A 19,008-nucleotide genomic window follows, 5' to 3' on the forward strand; every position below is an offset into this window, starting at 1 on the left:
CGCACCCTCTCCAACGCCTCCTGATCTTCAGGGTGCGTGCCGGCCCCGGGATCTCGGTCCCGGGGCCTTTTTCATGTTTTACCGACCCGTCCAATAATGGCCGTTCTCGACCGCGCCGGCTCTCCCTAGATTGGTTTCGCAATCGAGGAGTCATTCATGCGCCATCTTTCCTTCATTCTGCCGCTCACGCTCGCCCTGTCGGCCGCAACACCGCTGCTCGCCAAGGAAAACCGTTGCGGCTGGGTCCAGAACCCGACACCCGGCAACTACTGGCTTGATGATGGCGAGGGTTCCTGGATCATGACGGCGCAAGGCTCGGATCTCGAGCCGCTCGGAATGGAGAACCTGCCCGACTTTACCACCGGCGACTTCATTCAGACCAATGGCTATTATGGCTATGCCTGCGCCTGCATCGAAGTCGAGACAGAACGAAGCGGTGACTTTGGCGAGACCTTCCTCGGGCGCATCTCGGCAATCTACGCCGTGAAACAGCTGCCGATCAGCCAGTGCAGGGCCGACAAGGCGCTGCCTTCCCCCGAGTAAACTAACGGGCGTAGTCCACCGGAACGGCATGGCCGTGCTTCAAGGTTTCCATGGAGATCGACGCCGAAACGTCGAAGAGTTCAACGCGTTTGACCAGGCGGCGATAGACGACGTCGTAATGCTCGACGCGCGGCAGGACGAGCTTCAGGATATAGTCGTAATGACCCGTCAGCCGGTGCGCCTCGACAATCTCCCCGATATCGCCGATCGCCCGCCGGAACTCCTCGATCCAGTCATCGGCATGATGTGCGGTCTTGACCAGCGCATAGACGGTTGTCGGCACACCGCATTTTTCCCGGTCGAGAACGACGATCCGACGGGCGATGTAACCCTGTTCCTCCAGCTTCTGAATCCGCCGCGAGCAGGCGGACGTTGACAAGGCGACCCGCTCGGCGAGATCCGCGACAGCAATGCTGGCGTCGCGCTGCAGAAGGTCGAGAATCTTCCTGTCTCTTTCGTCAATCACGCCGCCTTCTCCTTGAATCCATTTCCTCTTGCGCAAAAATCAGGCGCCAATCTGTCATAACGCGCCGAGCCGGCGGCGCCAAGCTTCGCGTCCGATCCCATCATTGCAATTCCATCGCGTGTGGCGCAGGTCATGATGTCTGCATCAAACGACGGAGACGAGAGATGAAGACGATTGGCCTGATCGGCGGGATGAGTTTCGAGAGTTCGGCGGTCTATTACCGCCAGGTCAATGAGGCCGTACGCGCCCGTCTCGGTGGTCTGGCCTCGGCCGAAGTCCTGATGCACTCGGTCAATTTCGAAGAGATCGTCGCTTTACAAAAGATGGGCCGCTGGGATCTGGCCGCCAAGCGCCTTGCCGATGTTGCACGCGGGCTTGAACAGGCTGGCGCCGCCTGTGTCCTGATCTGCACCAACACCATGCACATGGTGGCAGACGAGGTTGAAGCAGCCCTGAGCGTCCCGCTGATCGACATCATAGACGAGACCGCCCGCGCCCTGAAGGCCGGCGGTGCAAAGCGCCCGCTCCTGCTTGCGACCCGCTACACCATGGAGCAGCCCTTCTATGCCGAGCGCATGAAACGTCACGGAATCGAGATCATGGTCCCGGATGAAGCCGGCCGCGCTGCCACGCATGGCATCATCTTCGACGAACTCTGCGCAGGCCGCATCCTCGATCCGTCGCGTGACCGCCTCATTGAGATCATCAAGACCGCGAAGGCAGACGGCGCCGACAGCGTGATCCTCGGCTGCACCGAAATCTGCCTGATCCTCGATCCGGTCAAGCTCCCGCTGTCAGGTTATGACTCGACGACCATCCATGCCGAAGCGGCGGTGGAATTTGCACTGACCGAGAGAAACGCGGTCCGCGCAGCCTGACGTCCTGCGGTCAGATCGCCTGGCCACAGGCCCGGCAGAAACGCCTTACCGTTTCTGCCATACCGTATTCCAGGGCATCGGCAGTCAGCCCGTGACCGATCGAGACTTCGGCAAGATAGGGGATCCGCTTTACCAGCAGCGGCAGGTTTTCGACCGTCAGGTCATGGCCGGCATTGACCTCCAGTCCCTCGGCTTTCGCCGCATCGGCCGTACGCCCCAGCAGCTCGACCTGGCGGACGGCTTGTCCGGGATCGTCGTGGCAGCCGCCATAGGGGCCGGTGTAAAGCTCGACCCTCTGAGCACCGGTAGCGCGCGCGAGTGCCATCGGCTCGGGCCGGCCGTCGCCATCCACGAACAGCGAGACCCGCATGCCCTTGCCGGAGAGCCTTGCGACGATCCCCTTCAGGAAATCCTGATGGCGGCCGAGGTCCCAGCCGTGATCCGAAGTCGCCTGCGACGGGTCGTCGGGCACAAGAGTCACCTGCTCCGGCTCGGTTGCCTCGCAGAGCGCCAGGAAATCCTCGCTCGGATACCCCTCGATATTGAATTCGGCCTGCGGAAATTCGTCATCGATCAGAGCACGCAACACCGGCAGGTCGCTGAAACGTATATGGCGCTGATCCGGTCGCGGATGCACAGTAAGGCCACTGGCACCGGCAGCCAGGGCAATACGGCCAAGGTTGGCAACATTTGGCCAGGGAAGGTCCCGGCGGTTGCGCAGCATGGCGATGGCGTTGAGATTGACGGAAAGCTTGGCAGGCATGGGCGGCGTGATCCGGCTTATGAATTCTGGCGGCATCCTTAAGGCATGCAGGGGTCGAAGGCCAACGAGAATCGCAAATGGTACGATGCGCTAAATTGATGAGTGGCAGTTGACCCGACCCCCCAGACTTTAAGGTATTGACGCTACGGCCCCAAGCTTTAGTCAGGTTCACGATTGTGACGGATCGCACACATGCGCGCGCTGGAGTGATGCGCAGGCGCCCTGGAACGGTTGGAGCAAGCATGTCGACGGAAGCCACGCTCGATGGCGGACAGATTTCGGAAGCACTGCAGCGGGTCTTGCGGAGCCAGACCTTTGCGCGCTCGGAACGCTTGCGATCCTTCCTGAAATTCATCGTCGAGATGGAACAACTCGGCCTGTCGCATCAACTAAAGGGCTACACCATCGGCATTGATGTCTTCAGCCGCGGGCACGGGTTTGATCCCGGCACCGACCCCCTGGTGCGTGTTCAGGCCGGCAAGCTGCGCAAGCTCCTGAACCAATTCTATGCCTGCGAGGGGCGGGATGATCCGCTCCGGATCCGGATCCCTCTTGGCAGCTATGTTCCGGTATATGAACGCGTCGCGCGCGATCATCGCCCTCTCCACCGCAGCGACACCGGCTTGATCGACACGCAGATGATCGAGCCAATGGAAGAAGGCGACAAGGCCCCATGCCTGCCGCGCCTCTTCATCCGTCGCCCGGCCGTCGGAGATCAGCTTGCCTCGATCTTCGCAAATGCCATGCGCCTGTGGAATTCGCGGTTGTGGGCAGTGTCCATCGCCGGCCCCGAGGAGAAGCCGGCCTTTCAGAGCGGAGCTCCCCATCCGCTCCATTTCGAGCTCAGGGCAGAAGGCCGCGACGGCGTGCTGAAACTCGCATTGCGCCATATGCGCTCCGAAAGCGAAGTGCCCCTCAGCGCCAGCCTCTACGAAACCACCGGAGACAGCCTGGAAATCGGGGCCATCGCAAACGCTTTTGCTGGCGCGAACCTCACCATCCCGGGCACCATTTATCGCTTCTGCCACAAGAACGCGCTTTCGACGGGCCGGATGCAGTGTCTCGACGCAACCTATCGCTACACCCTCGAGCGCACCGATGAATCCTATGTCAGCGCCCGCCGGTTCCAGCAGCAATGGGCCGGTCTGAGCCAGAGCAGCGAGATCATCACCGAGATGTCGACGCTCGTTGCCCTCTGCCGCTGAAGCGCCCTCACCCTCACCATGCATGTCAGCAGGCATTGAAAATTTATTTTACGGATTCCGAATATACTATACCTTCCAAACTGGCGGAGATTCGGAAGACAGCGGGGTGATCGGAAAAGAAGAGGCGGACCATCGGATCCAGCAGACGCGTCGACACTGAACATGGAGGGGAACATGTCGAACGGAACTCACCATCTGCAACCGATCACAAGTGTATCCATTCAGACCGGCAAGCAGATGTTTCTGCCGGATATTGCGCTGAGCAGGACCCCACCCAAGGAACCCGTTGCAATCGCGGAAATGGCGGAGTTTTTCAACGTCACGCACAGGACCCTGCATTTCTACGAGGAAAAGGGGCTCCTGACTGCGCGGCGGATGGGCTTGATGCGTGTCTACGGGCGCGACGAGATTGCCAGAATGGCGCTCATCAATGTCTGCCGGGAGGTCGGCATGCCGATCTCGGTGATCCAGGACCTGTTCGAGACCCTGGAGACGGCGACATCCACCAGCGAGGCCAATCTGATCCTTGAGGAAACGCTGCTGGCCCGGCGCCGGGAACTCGCCGCCAACCTGTCGACCGTTCACCGGCAATTGCAGCAACTCAACGCCTTGCTGGAGCATGAGGATGCCGAGCCGGGACGGCTGAGCACCGAGCAAAGGGGACCGAACCTCTCCGAAATGGAGGCACGCTGCCTGCAATTGATGGTCGAGGGCTACACATCGATCCGCATCGGGCGCACGCTGGAACTGAGGACCGATGAGGTTGCTGCACTGGAAACCAGCATCATCAACAAACTTGAAGCACAAAACAGGTTTCAGGCCGTCGCGAAAGCAGTCCTTCTCGGCATGGTCGCGAATTGAACGTAGCGCGTGATTGTATTGCCGATCATCAAAAGTGGAGGAAGTTTAACGGGACATCATGATAGGCTGGCACTAGGAGCTGGTCGTACTCATCGACCAAGGTCTTCGCCATGCCAAGCCTGCTCTCCCGTTATGCGACCCCTTTCACCACAGGTCTCTTCCTGATCTCCCTGATTTCCGGAATTGCGCTGTTTTTCCACTTTGGCACATCAGCCTTCCGCGAGATGCATGAATGGCTGAGCCTGGTACTGATCCTGCCTTTCGTGCTGCATGTCTGGAAAAACTGGCGGCCGTTCCTCGCCTATTTCAAGCGCCTGCCCATGGCGCTGTCGCTCGGCCTCTGTCTGGTCGCCGGCCTTGTCTTCGCCTGGCCCGCCATGACGGGTTCGGCAAGCAGCGCAGGCGGCAATCCCGCCTTTGCCATGGTCAACGTGGTCGCCGCGGGCACGGCGGGTCAGGTTGCCCCACTGCTCGGGAAAACAGAAGCGGAAGTCGTCGACGCGTTGAAGCAGGGCGGCTTTACAGCAGCGGATCACACCAAGCCGCTGACCGAAATCGCGACGGCCTCCGGCAAGGACACGATGGAACTGATGGCGACGCTGACAGCCTTGAAGGCGCGATAACTCCAAACAAGAGAGCTCACCGGACGATGGTGAGCGTCTCTGCGGCGCGAGTGACGGCGGTATAGAGCCAGCGCTCGCGCGTATCCCGGAACGCCCAGCTCTCGTCGAACAGAACGACGTCGTTCCACTGCGAACCCTGCGCCTTGTGGACCGTCAGCGCATAGCCGTAATCGAACTCGTCGTAACGCTTGCGCGTTGACCAGGGTACTTCGGTCTCGATGTCCTCGAAGGCCGCTTTCAAAAGCTTGATCTTCGCCGCCCCGCGATCCATGTCGTCGTCTTCGGGCTTGATCAGGAGATTGATCCCCGGCTTCACCGTCTCGCGCGACGAGGTCATGACCTGCCAGAGCGAGCCGTTGAGCAGGCCCTTCACCTGGTCGTTCCTCAGACACACCAGCTTGTCGCCGGCCTGCGGATAATCGACGGTAAAGCCTTTCAGCTCCCGCAGGCGCATGTTGTAGCGCCGCCGTGTCTTGTTGGTTCCGACCAGCACCTGATCGGCTCCAAGCACGAGATCCTGCGTCACCTCGTTCTTCGAAATCACCCGGGCCGTCGTGCCGTAATCGCCATACATGATCTCCTTGCCCTCGCGGATATGCATCGCGAGCTGGATGATCGGATTGTCACGCGCCTGGCGATGGATCTCGGTGAGCAAATAGTCCGGCTCCTGATCGGTGAAGAATCCACCGCCGGAGACAGGCGGAAGCTGTCCGGGATCGCCGAGCACCAGGATCGGCGTGCCGAAGCTCATCAGATCGCGCCCGAGCGCCTCGTCGACCATCGAGCATTCGTCTATGACGATCAGTGCCGCCTTGGCGACCGGGCTCTGGCGGTTGATCGAGAACATCGGCGCAATTGATGTCTTGCCGGTCTCCTCGTCCTCCACCGCCTCTTCACCGCGCGGGCGGTAGATCAGCGAATGAATGGTCTTGGCGTTGGAGGCCCCGCGCGAGCGCAAGACCTGCGCCGCCTTGCCGGTAAAGGCCGCAAACAGCACGTCACCATCGACATGTTCGGCAAAGTGCTTGGCCAGCGTCGTCTTGCCGGTACCCGCATAGCCGAACAGCCGGAAGACGGGGGATTTCCCCTCCTTCAGCCATTTCGAAACGGCCTTGAGGGCCTCGTCTTGCTGGGGCGCGAATTGCATGGCCTAGGTCATGCGCGGATTCGGAGGCCCGATGCAAGGCCAAAGCCGGCAAAATCAGAACAAATCGTGGACATCAACCCCTGAGCGGGTCGTTTGAAAGCTCGATCGGCGCACCATGCGGCGTCGCCTCCGCCGCCCGCTGCCAGCTTTCGCGCAAGGCCTCGACGGTGTCGCGATCGGCCAGCCCCTTGCGCTCCAGAAGTCCCGCCAAAGCTACGACCCAGGCATCGAAATAGTCGGATCCGTCCGCGGCCCGCTCAGGGCGATGCACTTCGGCGGACAGGCTCTCCGCCCATTCCGCCCAGCTGAAAATGGCTCGCGCGTGAAGATGCACCGTCATGGCGAAGGCCTGCGCCTGCCAGGGTTCGGCAAAAACGGGCGCCCCTTCGGGAGAACGCGGCAAGCCCGGCGAAGCCGCGAGATCAGTCACCGTGTCACACACGCTCAAGATAGCTCTCCCAGGCATCGATTGAGACGGTCAGCGTCGGATCGACGCCCTCGCCCCAGATCTCGTCTCCTGTAAACACGACCGTATAGACCCATTGCGGGTTTTCACCCCGTCCATGGGCATTATCATCAGGGAAAACGAAACCGCCCTGCACCGCCTCGACGATACCCGTCTTCGCCCGTGCATAGCGGGGCAGCCGTGTATGGCCGGCCGGATGGAAGTTCCTCGTGCGCACACGGTCACCGACGGCAAACTTCGGCTCGGTCTCGACGGGACGGTCGCAAGGCCCGCCACGGGCCAGCACGCCCTCGACCATGTCCGCCTTCAACACGCGCTTCGGTACGCGGCCCTGCTCCAGGTGCCGGCCCTGTTCCAGCTCCTCGGCGGTGGCAAAGCCATGCCGCTCAAGCAGCATGTCGACACCACGGATCCAGACCTCGTAATAGCTTGCCGCCAGATAGCTGGCAGGCGGAATATTCTCGCGCGCATGGCGGCTCTCGTCGATCGACCAGGCGCCGAAAGCCCCGCAGGAGAGCGTGATCCCGAGCGCGCGCTTTTCCCATTCGGCATGAAAGTAAGGCTCGTCCTTTTCCGGCCCGACAGGACCGAAGCCCATCTGTCCGCCGAGATCATGCGGCCCGTTCATCGCGAACCCTCCGGGGTAAGCGCCAGGCCCGTGCCGATCATTGAATCGCGCGTCACGAGATCGGCGAGCGCCTCTTCGTCGAGCGCCTCGGATCCGGCCGGACGTAAGGGCACGACGAGATAGCGCAGTTCCGCCGTCGAATCCCAGACGCGGATCCGCATCTCCTCCGGCAGGCTCACCCCGAATTCGGCGAGCACACCGCGCGGATCGATCACCGCCCGCGAGCGATAGGCCGGCGCCTTGTACCAGACCGGCGGCAAACCGAGCACCGACCACGGGTAACAAGAGCACAGCGTGCAGACGACGAGATTGTGGGTGTCGGGCGTATTGAAGACGGCGCGCATATGCTCGCCCTGCCGCCCGGTATATCCGAGGCTCGCGATCGCCGCCGTTGCATCGCGCTTCAGCCAGTCGGCGAACTCGGGATCGGCCCAGGCCTTGGCCACGACCCGCGCGCCATTTCTTGGACCCACCTTGGTCTCGTAGGTCTCGACGATCGCATCGATTGCGTCAGGATCGATCAAGCCCTTTTCGGTCAGAAGTGTTTCGAGCGCCTTCACCCGCGCCTGCATGTCCGAATACTGGTTGTCGTGGTGGTGATCATGACCATGGTGATGGTGATGATCGTCGTGGTCGTGGTAATGACCGGACATCGGATATTCCTGTTTCAGCGCTACTTCAGCATGGGCCAGAGGCTGAGCACGAGCAGCACAGCCATGGTGATATTAAACCATTTGAGCCGGACCGGCACCGACAGCCACTCCCTGAGCGCCGAGCCGAAGCCCGCCCAGGTCGAGACACTCGGCACGTTCACGGCAGCAAACACCAGCGCGACGATCGCGACCGTCAGAGCATACTGCTCCGGATTAGGATAGACCGCCATGGCCGTCACGGCCATGACCCAGGCCTTGGGATTGACCCATTGAAAGGCGGCAGCGCCGAGAAACGTCATCGGTCGCGCCTTGGCCTCGCCCTCGCCCATCGACCGAGACGAGCCGATCTTCCAGGCGATCCACAGGAGATAAAGACCGCCTGCGACCTTGAGCGCGATGAAGGCCGGCGGATAGGCATGCAGCACGGCGCCAAGCCCCATGCCGACACCGATCAGGAGGGAGAGGAACCCGGCACCGATGCCCAGCATATGCGGCACCGTCCGCCGGAAACCGAAATTCACGCCCGACGCAAACAGCATCATGTTGTTCGGCCCCGGCGTGATCGAGGTCGCGAAGGCAAACAGGACGAGCGCAAGAAGTGTATCGGCCGACATGAATGTTTCTCCCGAATTTTTATGTCAGCCTAACTGCCATATCGCCAGGCGCCAGCCGCATTCTTGTTATGGTGACACGATGGCAACAGCGCTTTGTCCTTGCCTCGTGGGACCGCCTCGCTATCCTTCGCGCGTCCCGCCTCAAGGAGGATCACCATGCATGACGCCATCCCCACTGTCACCCTGCCGGGCGGCGCGGAGATCCCGACGCTCGGCTTCGGCACCTGGATGATGGGCGAAACGAAATCCGAGGCCAAGGCGGAAGTCGATGCCATCAGGCTGGCGCTCGATCTTGGCATGACGGTGATCGACACGGCCGAAATGTATGGCGATGGCGGTGCTGAACGCATTGTCGGCGAAGCGCTGAAGGATCGGCGCGAAGACGCCTTTCTCGTCTCGAAGGTCCTGCCCTGGAATGCCAGCTACGACGGTACGATCAAGGCCTGCCATGCCAGCCTCGACCGGCTGGGGACCGACCATCTCGATCTCTATCTCCTGCACTGGCGTGGTGAACACCCGCTCGAAGACACAGTCGCGGCAATGGAAGAGCTGAAGACTGCCGGTCGCATCCGCGCCTGGGGCGTCTCGAACTTTGATGTCGACGACATGGAAGAGCTGTTCTCCGTGGCCGATGGCGAAAACTGCGCCGTCAATCAGGTCCTCTACAATCTCTCCCGCCGCGGCATCGAATTCGATCTCCTGCCCTGGTGCCAGGAGCACGGCATCCCGATTATGGCCTATTCACCGATCGAGCAGGGCCGCATCCTGCACCATCCCGAACTCATTCACATCGCCAAGGCCTATCAGGCGACCCCGGCGCAGGTTGCCCTTGCCTTCTTGCTGGAGCGTGACGGCGTCATACCGATCCCCAAAACCTCGAACATTCGCCGCCTGCACGAGAATCGCGACGCGGTGGATCTCGAAATCTCAGACGAGGACTGGGCCCGCCTTGACGCAGCCTTCCCGCCACCGGCGCGCAAAATGCCGCTGGACATGATCTGATCTCGACCGGCACGGCGGAAAGTGAACGCATGACCATCCTTGTCCTCGGCGCGACCGGCTTCATCGGCCAGCAGGTTCTGCTCACGCTCAGCCAAGCCGGCCATACGGTCACCGGTCTTGGCCGCGACACCAGGCAGGCCAGCGCCCGTGTTCCCGCTGCAACCTGGATCGCCCGCGATCTCCGCACGCTCCGGCAAGCAGCAGACTGGCATTCTCTGCTTGGCGACGTCACCGCCGTGATCAACTGTGCCGGCGCCCTGCAGGACGGGTTGCGCGACGATCTCGTAGCCGTGCAGCGGGACGCCATGCTTGCCCTGCAACAGGCGGCCGCCACGCGCGCAACACCTCCGCTCATCATCCAGATCTCGGCACCCGACAACCTGGCGAGCGCCGGCACCGCCTTTATGACGACCAAGCTGGAGGCCGACCGCGCGCTCGCGGCTTCTGGGCTCCCCTATGTCATCCTCCGCCCGACAGTCGTGGTCGGACGCAATGCCTATGGCGGCACCGCCCTGCTCCGAGCCATCGCCTCCTTCCCCGGCGTGCTGCCGCTGGTGGACGCCGAAAGCCCCATGAATGCCGTCCACGTGCACGACGTTGCACAAGCGGTGCTCGACGCCGTCGAGGGCCGCATCGCGCCCGGGTCCGATCTGGTGCTTGCAGGCGAACCGACCCGCAGCGTCGAGGAGATGGCACGCTTTTACCGCCGCTGGCTTGGCCTTGCCGATGCACCCGTCATCCGCTTGCCCTCAGGCCTTGCTCGACCTCTCTCACTTGTCGCCGATCTCGCCGGGCGCCTCGGCTGGCGCTCACCCTTGCGCTCCACCGCGATCCGCATCAGCGGCATCGGCGTGGCACCGGACAAAGCCCGCCCGACCCTGACCGCGCCCGACCCGACGCTCAGGCTGGCATCGGAGCCCGCCGCCGTGCAGGACCTCTGGTTCGCCCGTCTCTACCTGCTGAAGCCATTGATGATCCTGACGCTCTCGCTGTTCTGGATCGTCTCCGGTCTGGTGCCGCTCCTTGATCCGGTGACCACGTCGCTGCGCTTCGGCGCCAGCATGTCGGCAGGCACGGCGCTGACGGTCACCATCGTCACGTCCCTGCTCGACATCGCGCTCGGCCTGGCAATCCTCGTCCAGCCCTGGGCAAAACGGGCCATGCTCGGCATGATCGCCGTGTCGCTCGCCTATCTCGCCGGCGGAACGCTGATCGAACCGACCCTCTGGCTCGATCCACTGGGACCGCTGGTCAAGGTTCTGCCCTCGATCCTGCTGACGCTCGCAACCCTTGCTGTCCTGGAGGAGCGCTGAGATGCTGGAAGAGGTCCTGCGTTTTGTCCACGTGATCGGGGCAACCGTACTCTTCGGCACGGGCGCGGGCATCGCCTTCTTCATGCTGCTGGCGCACAAGACCGGCAATCCGACGCAAATTGCCCATGTCGCCGGGTCGGTAGTCATCGCCGATACGATCTTCACCGCGACCGCCGCCATCCTGCAGCCGATCACCGGCGCCTGGCTGGCTTACGAAATCGGCTGGCCGCTGACATCAGGCTGGGTGCTTCTGTCTCTGATCCTCTATGTCGTCGTCGGCCTCTTCTGGCTGCCCGTCGTCTGGATCCAGATCCGCCTGCGCGATCTCGCCCGGGAGGCAGCCGCCGCCGGCACTCCGCTGCCGCCCCGCTATCAAAGGCTTTTCCGCGTCTGGTTTGCCTGCGGCTTTCCCGCCTTCTTCTCGGTCATGGCCATCCTCTGGCTGATGCTGAACAAGCCCGACATCCCGATCGGCTTCTGAGCATCGCAAAATCGCGATCTATCCACAGCCCCTGCATTTCCGGCACTTTACCGCAGCCCCTCAGGAAATTAGGAGATTGCCTAATTTGAAAATTGCGGTGTGAAAACCGCAGACTGAGAGGCGTGACATGGCAAAACGCGGCAAGACCGACCCGCATCCGGCAATGGACAAGATCTCGTCCCGCGTCTTTCACGCGCTCGCCTCCGATCCGCGGCGGATGATGCTGGTGCATCTGTCACAGTCGACGCTCACCGCCGGCGAAATCGCTGCCCGCTTCGACATGGCCAAGCCCTCGATCTCCCAGCATCTCTCTATCCTCGAAAACGCCGAGCTGATCGAGGGCGAGAAGAAGGGCCAGTACATCCACTACAGCCTGAGACCCGCAGCCCTGCGTCACGCGCTGACAGCCATGTTGACAACGACCCAGGTCGACGGCGAGCTGGTCGAGGCGGCGACACCCGAGGAACCGGTCGCTAAGACGAAGAAGCCCACAAGGAAGAAGGCCGATCCGGCAGACGTCGAGGCAGCCTCGGACAAACCGGAAAAGTCTTCAAAGGCCAAGGCCGGTGAGAAGACGGCCAAGGAAAAGCCGAAAAAAGCGGAGGCTGACCTGCCTCCGGCACCGAAGCAGATGGGCCTCCTTGATCTCCTCGGCATGAACTGAAGAGACAAGACAACAAAAAAGGGCGACCGCGAGGCCGCCCTTATTCAGTTCGGGAATTCCCGAATTCCTTACATGCCCTGCGGGCCGCGGTTCATCGCGGCGATCCCGGTGCGGCAGATCTCGTTGAGACCGAGCGGCTTCATGATCGAGACAAACTGGTCGATCTTGGAGGATTTGCCGGTGATCTCGAAGATGAAGTGGTTGACGGTCGCGTCCACCACCTTGGCATGGAAAGCATCGGCAAGGCGCAGGGTCTCTGCACGCATTTCCGCATCCGCCACCACCTTCACCAGAGCCACCTCGCGCTCGATCGGGCGCTCCTGACCCAGTTCCCGCGCACGAACGGTCAGATCCACAACGCGATGCACCGGAACGATGCGCTCGAGCTGCGCCTTGATCTGCTCGAGCACGCCGGGGGTGCCGCGCGTCACGATGGTGATGCGCGACAGATGCGCCTCGTGCTCGGTCTCGGAGACCGTTAGGCTCTCGATGTTGTAGCCGCGACCGGAGAACAGGCCGATGACGCGGGCAAGCACACCCGGCTCGTTGTCAACCAGCACCGAAAGCGTATGGCTCTCGATGGCCGAGGTTTCCTTGGCGATGAAGTAGGCCGAACCGGTCGGCTGAAGATGTGCGTTCATGGTCTTGTTCCTCCCGGTCAGACGAGCTGACGGCCTTTGGCATCGATGGCATTGGCAACGACTTCATCCGTCGCCTCGTCCGGCAGCAGCATCTCGTTATGCGCCTTGCCCGATGGGATCATCGGGAAGCAGTTGGCGAGATTGGCCACGCGGCAGTCGAAGATCACCGGCTTCTTCACGTCGATCATCTCCTGGATCGCGCCATCGAGATCATCGGGCTTTTCGCAGCGAATGCCGACGGCACCATAGGCTTCGGCCAGCTTGACGAAGTCAGGCATGGCTTCCGTGTAGGAGTTCGACAGACGGTTGCCGTGCAGAAGTTGCTGCCACTGGCGGACCATGCCCATGTACTGGTTGTTCAGGATGAAGATCTTGATCGGCGCCTCATACTGGATGGCGGCCGACATTTCCTGAATGCACATCTGGATCGAAGCGTCGCCCGCGATATCGATGACGAGCGCGTCCGGATGGGCGATCTGCACGCCGAGTGCTGCCGGCAGGCCGTAACCCATGGTGCCGAGGCCACCCGAGGTCATCCAGCGGTTCGGCTGCTCGAAGCCGTAGTACTGGGCGGCCCACATCTGGTGCTGGCCGACCTCGGTCGTGATGTAGGTGTCGCGATCCTTGGTCAGCTGATAGAGCCGCTGCAGCGCGTATTGCGGCATGATGACGTCCTTCGACGGCGTATAGGCGAAGGAGTTGCGGGCACGCCACTTGGCGATGGTCGCATTCCACTCGGCCGTCTGCGACGCCTCGGGCTTCTTCGGCAGGGCGCGCCAGGCGCGGACCATGTCTTCCAGAACCCGGCCGACATCGCCGGTGATCGGCACGTCGACGCGGACATTCTTGTTGATCGACGACGGGTCGATGTCGATGTGGATCTTCTTCGAGTTCGGCGAGAACGCGTTCAGGCGGCCGGTGATACGGTCGTCGAAGCGCGCGCCGATGCAGACCATGACGTCGCAATCATGCATCGCCATGTTGGCTTCATAGGAACCGTGCATGCCGAGCATGCCGAGCCAGTTCTTGCCCGAGGCCGGATAGCAGCCGAGGCCCATCAGGGTCGAGGTGATCGGGAAGTCGGTGAGGCCGACCAGTTCACGCAGCAGCTTGGTTGCCTCCGGACCGGAGTTCACGACGCCACCGCCGGAGTAGATGATCGGACGGCGGGCCGACGCCATCAGCTCCACGGCTGCCTGGATCGCTCGGGCATCGCCCGAAACCTTGGGCTGGTAGCTCTTCAGCGCCTTGTGTGCATCCGGCGGCGTATAGGTGCCGGTGGCAAACTGGATGTCCTTCGGAATATCGACGAGAACCGGACCCGGACGGCCCGTCTGGGCGATGCGGAAGGCTTCATGGATGATCGAGGCCAGCTGGTTGACGTCCTTGACCAGCCAGTTGTGCTTGGTGCAGGGGCGCGTGATGCCGACGGTGTCACATTCCTGGAAGGCGTCGGAGCCGATCAGCGAGGTCGGCACCTGGCCGGAGATGCAGACGAGCGGAACGCTGTCCATCAGCGCGTCCTGCAAAGGCGTCACCGCATTGGTCGCACCGGGGCCGGAGGTGACCAGCATGACGCCGACCTTGCCGGTTGACCTTGCGTAACCTTCCGCAGCGTGACCGGCGCCCTGCTCGTGACGCACGAGGATGTGCTGGATCTCTTCCTGCTGGAAGATCTCGTCATAGATCGGAAGCACGGCCCCACCGGGATAGCCGAAGATATGCTCGACACCGTTATCCTTGAGCGCGCGCAGGACGATCTCGGCGCCAGTCATCTGATTGTCTTTACCCGTCATGCTCTGTTTCCATCTGCCTTCTTGGTTTTGGGGCTGATAACCCGGTTCAGGGCATAAAAAAAGGCCCCTTTGAGGAGCCTGTCATCTAGCGCATGGGTGGCTGTCGCCGGATGGTTACACCATCCTGCCCATGCGCCTTCCCACCACGATAAGTGCAACCGAGTTTTTCATGGGCCGAAGTGTTAGCCAGAAAGCCCGCAAGCGTCAACGCATCTTTTGCAAAATTTCGCGACTGCTCGCGAAAGTTTGTTGCGCGGCACCGCCTCAATTCTCACCGGGGACCTAACGAACTACACGAAGTTTTAAGCGCTCTCTCCTAAGCTTGCGCCAGCAGGGAGAATGCGCTTGTTGAACGATGATCTTCACAAGTCCGGCGACGCCGGAGAACAAGACCGCCGCGATGGAATGCGGCCTGGCAACCGAATGCTGGGGCGCGTGGTCGCCTGTAACGGCTCGCGCGCGACCATATCCGCCGTCGCAGCAGATGGCGGCACTGACCTTACGGAGCTCTGGTCCGTCGGCCGACTGATCTCGATCAGCGTCGGCAAGAACCGCGTCGTCGCGCTTGCCTATTCGATGCAGACCGAAGGCAAGGACTGGGGCGACGGCGCCGACAACCAGTTCCTGATCGAGGTCGAGCTCCTCGGCGAGGTGTTTGTCCAGCAGGATGGCAAGGAAGTCTTCTCGACCGGCATTTCGCGCTATCCCTATCTCGGCGCCATCGCGCACCGCATCCGCGCCGCCGACCTTTTGCGCATCTACGACACCCGCCTTGGGGACACCGCCGTCATCGGCAAGCTCACCCAGGATGAATCGATCGACGCAACGATTCACATTCCATCGATGCTGTCGAAGCACTTTGCCGTCGTCGGATCGACCGGTGTCGGAAAGTCGACCGCTGTTTCGCTTCTCCTGCGCAAGGCGATCGAAAGCGATCGGAAGCTGCGAATCCTGATTCTCGACCCGCACAACGAATTCGCCGCAGCCTTCCCAGAGCTCGCCGTCGTCATCGACACCGACACGCTCGACCTGCCCTTCTGGCTGATGCGGCTTGAGGAATTTGCTGAAGTGCTGTTCCGCGGCCGTCCCCCGGTCGCAGAGGAACTGGATATCCTGCGCGATCTGATGCCCGAGGCGAAGCGTGCCTTCCGAGGCAATGAGAGCGCACTTATGCGCCGTATGGCCGACAAGAGCTCGATGACAGCAGACACGCCGGTACCTTACCGCATCGCTGACCTGCTCGCCTTGATCGACGAGCGGATCGGCCGGCTGGAGGGACGGTCGGAAAAGCCGTTCCTGCGGTCGCTGAAGATGCGGATCATGTCAGCGGTGAATGATCCGCGCTATCACTTCATGTTCTCCAACAATACGATCAGCGACACGATCATGGAGACGATCGCGCACATCTTCCGTATCCCGGGAGATGACCGACCGATCTCGACCTTCCAGCTCGCCGGCATCCCCTCGGAAGTTGTCAATTCCGTAGCGTCGGTCCTTTGCCGCATGGCCTTCGAGCTGGCGCTCTGGTCGAATGGCGCTATCCACATGCTGGTCGTCTGCGAGGAGGCCCACCGTTACGTGCCAGCCGATCCCACACTCGGTTTCTTCCCGACGCGCCAAGCGATTGCGCGCATCGCAAAGGAAGGCCGAAAATACGGCGTTTCTCTGGGCGTCATTACCCAGCGTCCTGGCGAACTCGACCAGACCATCCTGTCGCAGTGCTCGACGCTGTTTGCCATGCGACTTGCCAACGACCGGGACCAGGAAATCATACGGTCGGCGATCCCCGATAGCTCGATCTCGACCACCAGCTTCATTTCATCGATCGGCAACGGCGAAGCCATCGCCTTTGGTGAGGCCATCGCAGTGCCAATGCGCATGCGTTTCACCCGGGTCGATGAATCGGCACTGCCGAAAGCCAATGGGGTCAACGCCAAACACACCGAGGAGACGCCGGATACCGTTGATCTTCGCACCATTGTCGGTCGTATGCGTGCCATCTCCGGGCCAGACATCTCGGCCTTCCAGCAGAGCTTCGAAAGCAGCCTCGGTCGGAACGATCTGCCACAAGCCCCAGACGGCGTCTATGATGACGAAGAGTTCGACGACGACGATCAGCATTCCGCGCCCCCGCCGCGCAGCCCGGCGGTGACGCCTCAACAGCATTCAACCTACCAGACCAGCCAAAGGCCTTCATTCGAGCCCCCCATTCAGCGACAGAGCCTGGCTGCATCCGAGACGCCACCAATCGAGCCATATCGGCCGGACATGCTTCCACGATCGGGCGTGGACGACAATCTAAGGCCGCGACCGGCCACACCGTCACCCGGCTATGCGGCAGACCCTGCGCCCCCTAGCTTCGGCTCGCAGCAACTGCGCCGCGAAGGCGGCTCCTCCCTGCGCGAAAGCATCCTGAAGAAGCCGCTATCAAGCCTCTACAAGCGGGATTGACCACTTAGAGCCGGAAGCTCGCCGGATCGACACGCGCCCAGCTCTCATCCATCTGGTTGCGGAACCAAGTCATCTGCCGCTTGGCATATTGCCGTGTTGCTGCAGACGCGCGCTCGACCGCATCTTCGCGGCCAATGCGACCTGCGAGCATGTCGGTGATCTGCGCAACGCCGATTGCCTTCATCGCGGGCATTTCGGGCGGCAGACCGAGCGCAAGTAACGTCTCGACCTCATCGACCGCCCCCTCCTCCATCATCTTCCCAAAGCGCGTGTTGATGCGCTCGTGCAGCACCGCTCGATCAGGCAGGACAATCAGCTTTCGCGCCCGATCGGGATCAACCAACATGGGCCCCGAATGCCCCTGAAACTCGGCAATAGATCGCCCACTGACCCGGAGGACTTCCAGCGCCCGGACAATTCTCTGGCCGTCTGCTGGATTGAGGCGCTCTGCGACCGGCGGGTCGATGTTCGAGAGTTCAAGATGCAGCGCTTCAGCCCCTTCCACCTCCAATCGACGGCGGATATCGGCGCGCACCACATCCGGGATCACTGGCATCGCCGATAGTCCACCCGTCAATGCCTTGAAGTAGAGACCCGTTCCGCCAACAATGACCGGCAGCCGTTCCGCTCGCTTAAGCTCATCCAGCAGAGCACCCACGTCACGTAACCAGTCGCCGGTCGAATAGCTCCTCTGAGCCGGAACATGGCCATAGAGCGCATGCGGCACGCCATCCATTTCCGCTTCGCTGGGACGGGCGGTGACGACGCGCAGCGTGTCATAGACCTGCATGCTGTCGGCATTGATGACAACGCCCTGGTGACGGCGGGCAAAGGCCAGTGCCAGCGCGGACTTGCCGCTGGCGGTCGGCCCGGTTATCAGGATCGCGTCTCTGTTCTTGCTAGGATCTTCCATCATGGCCTTGGTTGCCACGCTTGTCGCCAATCCGTCAAACCCTGTTCTGAGCCCATCGCTTGCCGAAAAGGCTGCGGATGCCGTCGCGTCCTCTCGCGTGTACTGGCTCGCGGATGGGATCGCCTGCGATATTGCGCTTGCCGATGGCACCGATCCGCTTGAGGCAGAACGCCTGCTGCGCAAGGCTCTTGAGGGCCATCCGGTGGACGTCGCCGTCCAGGACGCCGACACGCGCCGCAAGTCCTTCCTGATCGCCGATATGGACTCCACCATGATTGGCCAGGAATGCATCGACGAACTGGCCGCCGAGGTCGGCTTGAAGGAGAAGGTGTCTGAGATCACGGCACGGGCCATGAATGGCGAGATTGCCTTCGAACCCGCACTCCGGGAGCGCGTCGCCCTTCTGAAGGGCCTGCCGATCTCCGTGGTCGGGGAAGTCATTGCCAAGCGCATTACCCTGACACCAGGCGGCACGGAGCTGATCGCGACGATGAAATCGAGGGGCGGCTACACCGCACTCGTGTCTGGTGGGTTTACCGTCTTCACCGGGCCGATCGCGGCCATGCTGGGATTCGACGAAAATCGTGCCAACACACTGATCGAACGGGATGGCATCCTCACCGGTGAGGTCGCCGAACCCATTCTCGGCAAGCAGGCCAAGGTCGATTCCCTACTCGAAATCACGAACCGGCTGGGCATCAGCCCGGCCGAGGTCATTGCGGTTGGTGACGGGGCGAATGATCTCGGCATGCTCGGCATCGCAGGTTCAGGCGTCGCCTTGCATGCCAAGCCTGCAGTGGCCGCCGAGGCGAGGATTCGCATCGATCACGGCGACCTGACCGCTCTCCTCTATCTCCAAGGTTATCGCAAGTCCGACTTTGTGACCCACTGAGGAGCGGG

At 61.9% G+C, this 19,008-nt stretch carries 20 protein-coding genes and 1 pseudogene; 11 read left to right on the forward strand and 10 right to left on the reverse strand.

Going from position 1 to position 19,008, the window contains the following annotated elements; genetic code table 11:
- Positions 1 to 156: 156 nt before the first annotated feature.
- A complete protein-coding gene (locus H6M51_RS18185; RefSeq protein ID WP_185811242.1) occupies positions 157 to 543 on the forward strand; it encodes a DUF4087 domain-containing protein in 387 nt (128 codons plus the stop codon).
- A 1-nt stretch (position 544) separates the two neighbouring features.
- Here the strand turns inward: H6M51_RS18185 and H6M51_RS18190 are convergent, their stop codons facing one another.
- Positions 545 to 1,009, reverse strand: a complete 465-nt coding sequence (locus H6M51_RS18190) for an Lrp/AsnC family transcriptional regulator (RefSeq protein WP_185811243.1) — start codon at positions 1,007 to 1,009, stop codon at positions 545 to 547.
- Between the two features lie 164 nt (positions 1,010 to 1,173).
- Between H6M51_RS18190 and H6M51_RS18195 the strand changes: the two genes are divergently transcribed.
- Entirely contained in the window at positions 1,174 to 1,887 is a 714-nt protein-coding gene (locus tag H6M51_RS18195; RefSeq protein ID WP_185811244.1) for an aspartate/glutamate racemase family protein, read from the forward strand.
- A 10-nt stretch (positions 1,888 to 1,897) separates the two neighbouring features.
- Here H6M51_RS18195 and H6M51_RS18200 read toward each other — a convergent pair whose 3' ends face one another.
- Positions 1,898 to 2,650: a pyridoxine 5'-phosphate synthase gene (locus H6M51_RS18200; protein WP_185811245.1), complete on the reverse strand. Its 753-nt coding sequence runs from the start codon at positions 2,648 to 2,650 to the stop codon at positions 1,898 to 1,900.
- A gap of 242 nt (positions 2,651 to 2,892) precedes the next feature.
- Between H6M51_RS18200 and H6M51_RS18205 the strand changes: the two genes are divergently transcribed.
- From H6M51_RS18205 to H6M51_RS18215, 3 genes are all read left to right on the forward strand, one after another.
- Positions 2,893 to 3,855: a hypothetical protein gene (locus H6M51_RS18205; protein WP_185811246.1), complete on the forward strand. Its 963-nt coding sequence runs from the start codon at positions 2,893 to 2,895 to the stop codon at positions 3,853 to 3,855.
- 174 nt (positions 3,856 to 4,029) lie between these two features.
- The gene (locus H6M51_RS18210) at positions 4,030 to 4,716 is read left to right on the forward strand and encodes a MerR family transcriptional regulator (protein ID WP_185811247.1); all 687 of its coding nucleotides are present in this window, start codon (positions 4,030 to 4,032) and stop codon (positions 4,714 to 4,716) included.
- Between the two features lie 110 nt (positions 4,717 to 4,826).
- Positions 4,827 to 5,339: a DUF4405 domain-containing protein gene (locus H6M51_RS18215; protein WP_185811248.1), complete on the forward strand. Its 513-nt coding sequence runs from the start codon at positions 4,827 to 4,829 to the stop codon at positions 5,337 to 5,339.
- 16 nt (positions 5,340 to 5,355) lie between these two features.
- On the opposite strand, the gene H6M51_RS18220 is transcribed toward H6M51_RS18215, so the two are convergent.
- The 5 genes from H6M51_RS18220 to H6M51_RS18240 all read right to left on the reverse strand — a co-directional run bounded on the left by H6M51_RS18220 (position 5,356) and on the right by H6M51_RS18240 (position 8,847).
- A complete protein-coding gene (locus tag H6M51_RS18220) occupies positions 5,356 to 6,486 on the reverse strand; it encodes an ATP-dependent RecD-like DNA helicase (protein WP_185811249.1) in 1,131 nt (376 codons plus the stop codon).
- Positions 6,487 to 6,559: 73 nt separating this feature from the next.
- On the reverse strand, positions 6,560 to 6,934 hold the full coding sequence (locus tag H6M51_RS18225) for a nitrile hydratase accessory protein (protein WP_246780571.1): 375 nt from the start codon (positions 6,932 to 6,934) through the stop codon (positions 6,560 to 6,562).
- Positions 6,921 to 7,580: a nitrile hydratase subunit beta gene (nthB, locus tag H6M51_RS18230; protein WP_185811251.1), complete on the reverse strand. Its 660-nt coding sequence runs from the start codon at positions 7,578 to 7,580 to the stop codon at positions 6,921 to 6,923. The genes H6M51_RS18225 and nthB overlap by 14 nt, the downstream gene beginning before the upstream one ends.
- Entirely contained in the window at positions 7,577 to 8,233 is a 657-nt protein-coding gene (gene nthA, locus H6M51_RS18235) for a nitrile hydratase subunit alpha (RefSeq protein ID WP_185811252.1), read from the reverse strand. The genes nthB and nthA overlap by 4 nt, the downstream gene beginning before the upstream one ends.
- 20 nt (positions 8,234 to 8,253) lie before the next feature.
- A complete protein-coding gene (locus tag H6M51_RS18240) occupies positions 8,254 to 8,847 on the reverse strand; it encodes a LysE family translocator (RefSeq protein ID WP_185811253.1) in 594 nt (197 codons plus the stop codon).
- Between the two features lie 156 nt (positions 8,848 to 9,003).
- On the opposite strand from H6M51_RS18240, the gene H6M51_RS18245 reads away from it, so the two are divergent.
- The 4 genes and pseudogenes from H6M51_RS18245 to H6M51_RS25065 all read left to right on the forward strand — a co-directional run.
- On the forward strand, positions 9,004 to 9,849 hold the full coding sequence (locus H6M51_RS18245) for an aldo/keto reductase (RefSeq protein WP_185811254.1): 846 nt from the start codon (positions 9,004 to 9,006) through the stop codon (positions 9,847 to 9,849).
- 29 nt (positions 9,850 to 9,878) lie between these two features.
- Entirely contained in the window at positions 9,879 to 11,162 is a 1,284-nt protein-coding gene (locus tag H6M51_RS18250) for an SDR family oxidoreductase (protein ID WP_185811255.1), read from the forward strand.
- Position 11,163: 1 nt separating this feature from the next.
- Positions 11,164 to 11,643 carry a DUF2269 domain-containing protein gene (locus tag H6M51_RS18255; protein ID WP_185811256.1) on the forward strand — a complete coding sequence of 160 codons (480 nt, stop codon included), beginning with the start codon at positions 11,164 to 11,166 and terminating at the stop codon, positions 11,641 to 11,643.
- A gap of 127 nt (positions 11,644 to 11,770) precedes the next feature.
- Positions 11,771 to 12,046: pseudogene (locus H6M51_RS25065) on the forward strand (metalloregulator ArsR/SmtB family transcription factor); the annotation flags it as partial.
- Between the two features lie 329 nt (positions 12,047 to 12,375).
- Here the strand turns inward: H6M51_RS25065 and ilvN are convergent.
- Both ilvN and H6M51_RS18270 read right to left on the reverse strand, forming a co-directional pair.
- Entirely contained in the window at positions 12,376 to 12,948 is a 573-nt protein-coding gene (ilvN, locus tag H6M51_RS18265) for an acetolactate synthase small subunit (RefSeq protein WP_166602354.1), read from the reverse strand.
- A gap of 17 nt (positions 12,949 to 12,965) precedes the next feature.
- Positions 12,966 to 14,723: an acetolactate synthase 3 large subunit gene (locus H6M51_RS18270; RefSeq protein WP_407073600.1), complete on the reverse strand. Its 1,758-nt coding sequence runs from the start codon at positions 14,721 to 14,723 to the stop codon at positions 12,966 to 12,968.
- 366 nt (positions 14,724 to 15,089) lie between these two features.
- Between H6M51_RS18270 and H6M51_RS18275 the strand changes: the two genes are divergently transcribed.
- Positions 15,090 to 17,195, forward strand: a complete 2,106-nt coding sequence (locus H6M51_RS18275) for an ATP-binding protein (protein ID WP_185811258.1) — start codon at positions 15,090 to 15,092, stop codon at positions 17,193 to 17,195.
- Between the two features lie 4 nt (positions 17,196 to 17,199).
- Here H6M51_RS18275 and miaA read toward each other — a convergent pair whose 3' ends face one another.
- Positions 17,200 to 18,111, reverse strand: coding sequence for a tRNA (adenosine(37)-N6)-dimethylallyltransferase MiaA (gene miaA / locus H6M51_RS18280; RefSeq protein WP_185811355.1), 912 nt, complete (start codon positions 18,109 to 18,111; stop codon positions 17,200 to 17,202).
- On the opposite strand from miaA, the gene serB reads away from it, so the two are divergent.
- The gene (gene serB, locus H6M51_RS18285; protein ID WP_185811259.1) at positions 18,110 to 19,000 is read left to right on the forward strand and encodes a phosphoserine phosphatase SerB; all 891 of its coding nucleotides are present in this window, start codon (positions 18,110 to 18,112) and stop codon (positions 18,998 to 19,000) included. The genes miaA and serB overlap by 2 nt on opposite strands.
- The last annotated feature ends 8 nt before the right edge of the window (positions 19,001 to 19,008 follow it).

The organism is Rhizobium sp. AQ_MP, from assembly GCF_014237835.1.
Taxonomy (GTDB): Bacteria; Pseudomonadota; Alphaproteobacteria; order Rhizobiales; family Rhizobiaceae; genus Allorhizobium.

Coding starts and splice junctions, on each gene's coding strand:
- H6M51_RS18220 (WP_185811249.1), bottom strand. CDS start 6,486: ATGCAATTCGCGCCCCAGCAAGACGAGGCCCTCAAGGCCGTTTCGAAA.
- ilvN (WP_166602354.1), bottom strand. CDS start 12,948: ATGAACGCACATCTTCAGCCGACCGGTTCGGCCTACTTCATCGCCAAG.
- H6M51_RS18215 (WP_185811248.1), top strand. CDS start 4,827: ATGCCAAGCCTGCTCTCCCGTTATGCGACCCCTTTCACCACAGGTCTC.
- H6M51_RS18245 (WP_185811254.1), top strand. CDS start 9,004: ATGCATGACGCCATCCCCACTGTCACCCTGCCGGGCGGCGCGGAGATC.
- miaA (WP_185811355.1), bottom strand. CDS start 18,111: ATGATGGAAGATCCTAGCAAGAACAGAGACGCGATCCTGATAACCGGG.
- H6M51_RS18195 (WP_185811244.1), top strand. CDS start 1,174: ATGAAGACGATTGGCCTGATCGGCGGGATGAGTTTCGAGAGTTCGGCG.
- H6M51_RS18250 (WP_185811255.1), top strand. CDS start 9,879: ATGACCATCCTTGTCCTCGGCGCGACCGGCTTCATCGGCCAGCAGGTT.
- H6M51_RS18200 (WP_185811245.1), bottom strand. CDS start 2,650: ATGCCTGCCAAGCTTTCCGTCAATCTCAACGCCATCGCCATGCTGCGC.
- nthA (WP_185811252.1), bottom strand. CDS start 8,233: ATGTCCGGTCATTACCACGACCACGACGATCATCACCATCACCATGGT.
- H6M51_RS18240 (WP_185811253.1), bottom strand. CDS start 8,847: ATGTCGGCCGATACACTTCTTGCGCTCGTCCTGTTTGCCTTCGCGACC.
- H6M51_RS18270 (WP_407073600.1), bottom strand. CDS start 14,723: ATGACTGGCGCCGAGATCGTCCTGCGCGCGCTCAAGGATAACGGTGTC.
- H6M51_RS18255 (WP_185811256.1), top strand. CDS start 11,164: ATGCTGGAAGAGGTCCTGCGTTTTGTCCACGTGATCGGGGCAACCGTA.
- serB (WP_185811259.1), top strand. CDS start 18,110: ATGGCCTTGGTTGCCACGCTTGTCGCCAATCCGTCAAACCCTGTTCTG.
- H6M51_RS18210 (WP_185811247.1), top strand. CDS start 4,030: ATGTCGAACGGAACTCACCATCTGCAACCGATCACAAGTGTATCCATT.
- H6M51_RS18205 (WP_185811246.1), top strand. CDS start 2,893: ATGTCGACGGAAGCCACGCTCGATGGCGGACAGATTTCGGAAGCACTG.
- nthB (WP_185811251.1), bottom strand. CDS start 7,580: ATGAACGGGCCGCATGATCTCGGCGGACAGATGGGCTTCGGTCCTGTC.
- H6M51_RS18185 (WP_185811242.1), top strand. CDS start 157: ATGCGCCATCTTTCCTTCATTCTGCCGCTCACGCTCGCCCTGTCGGCC.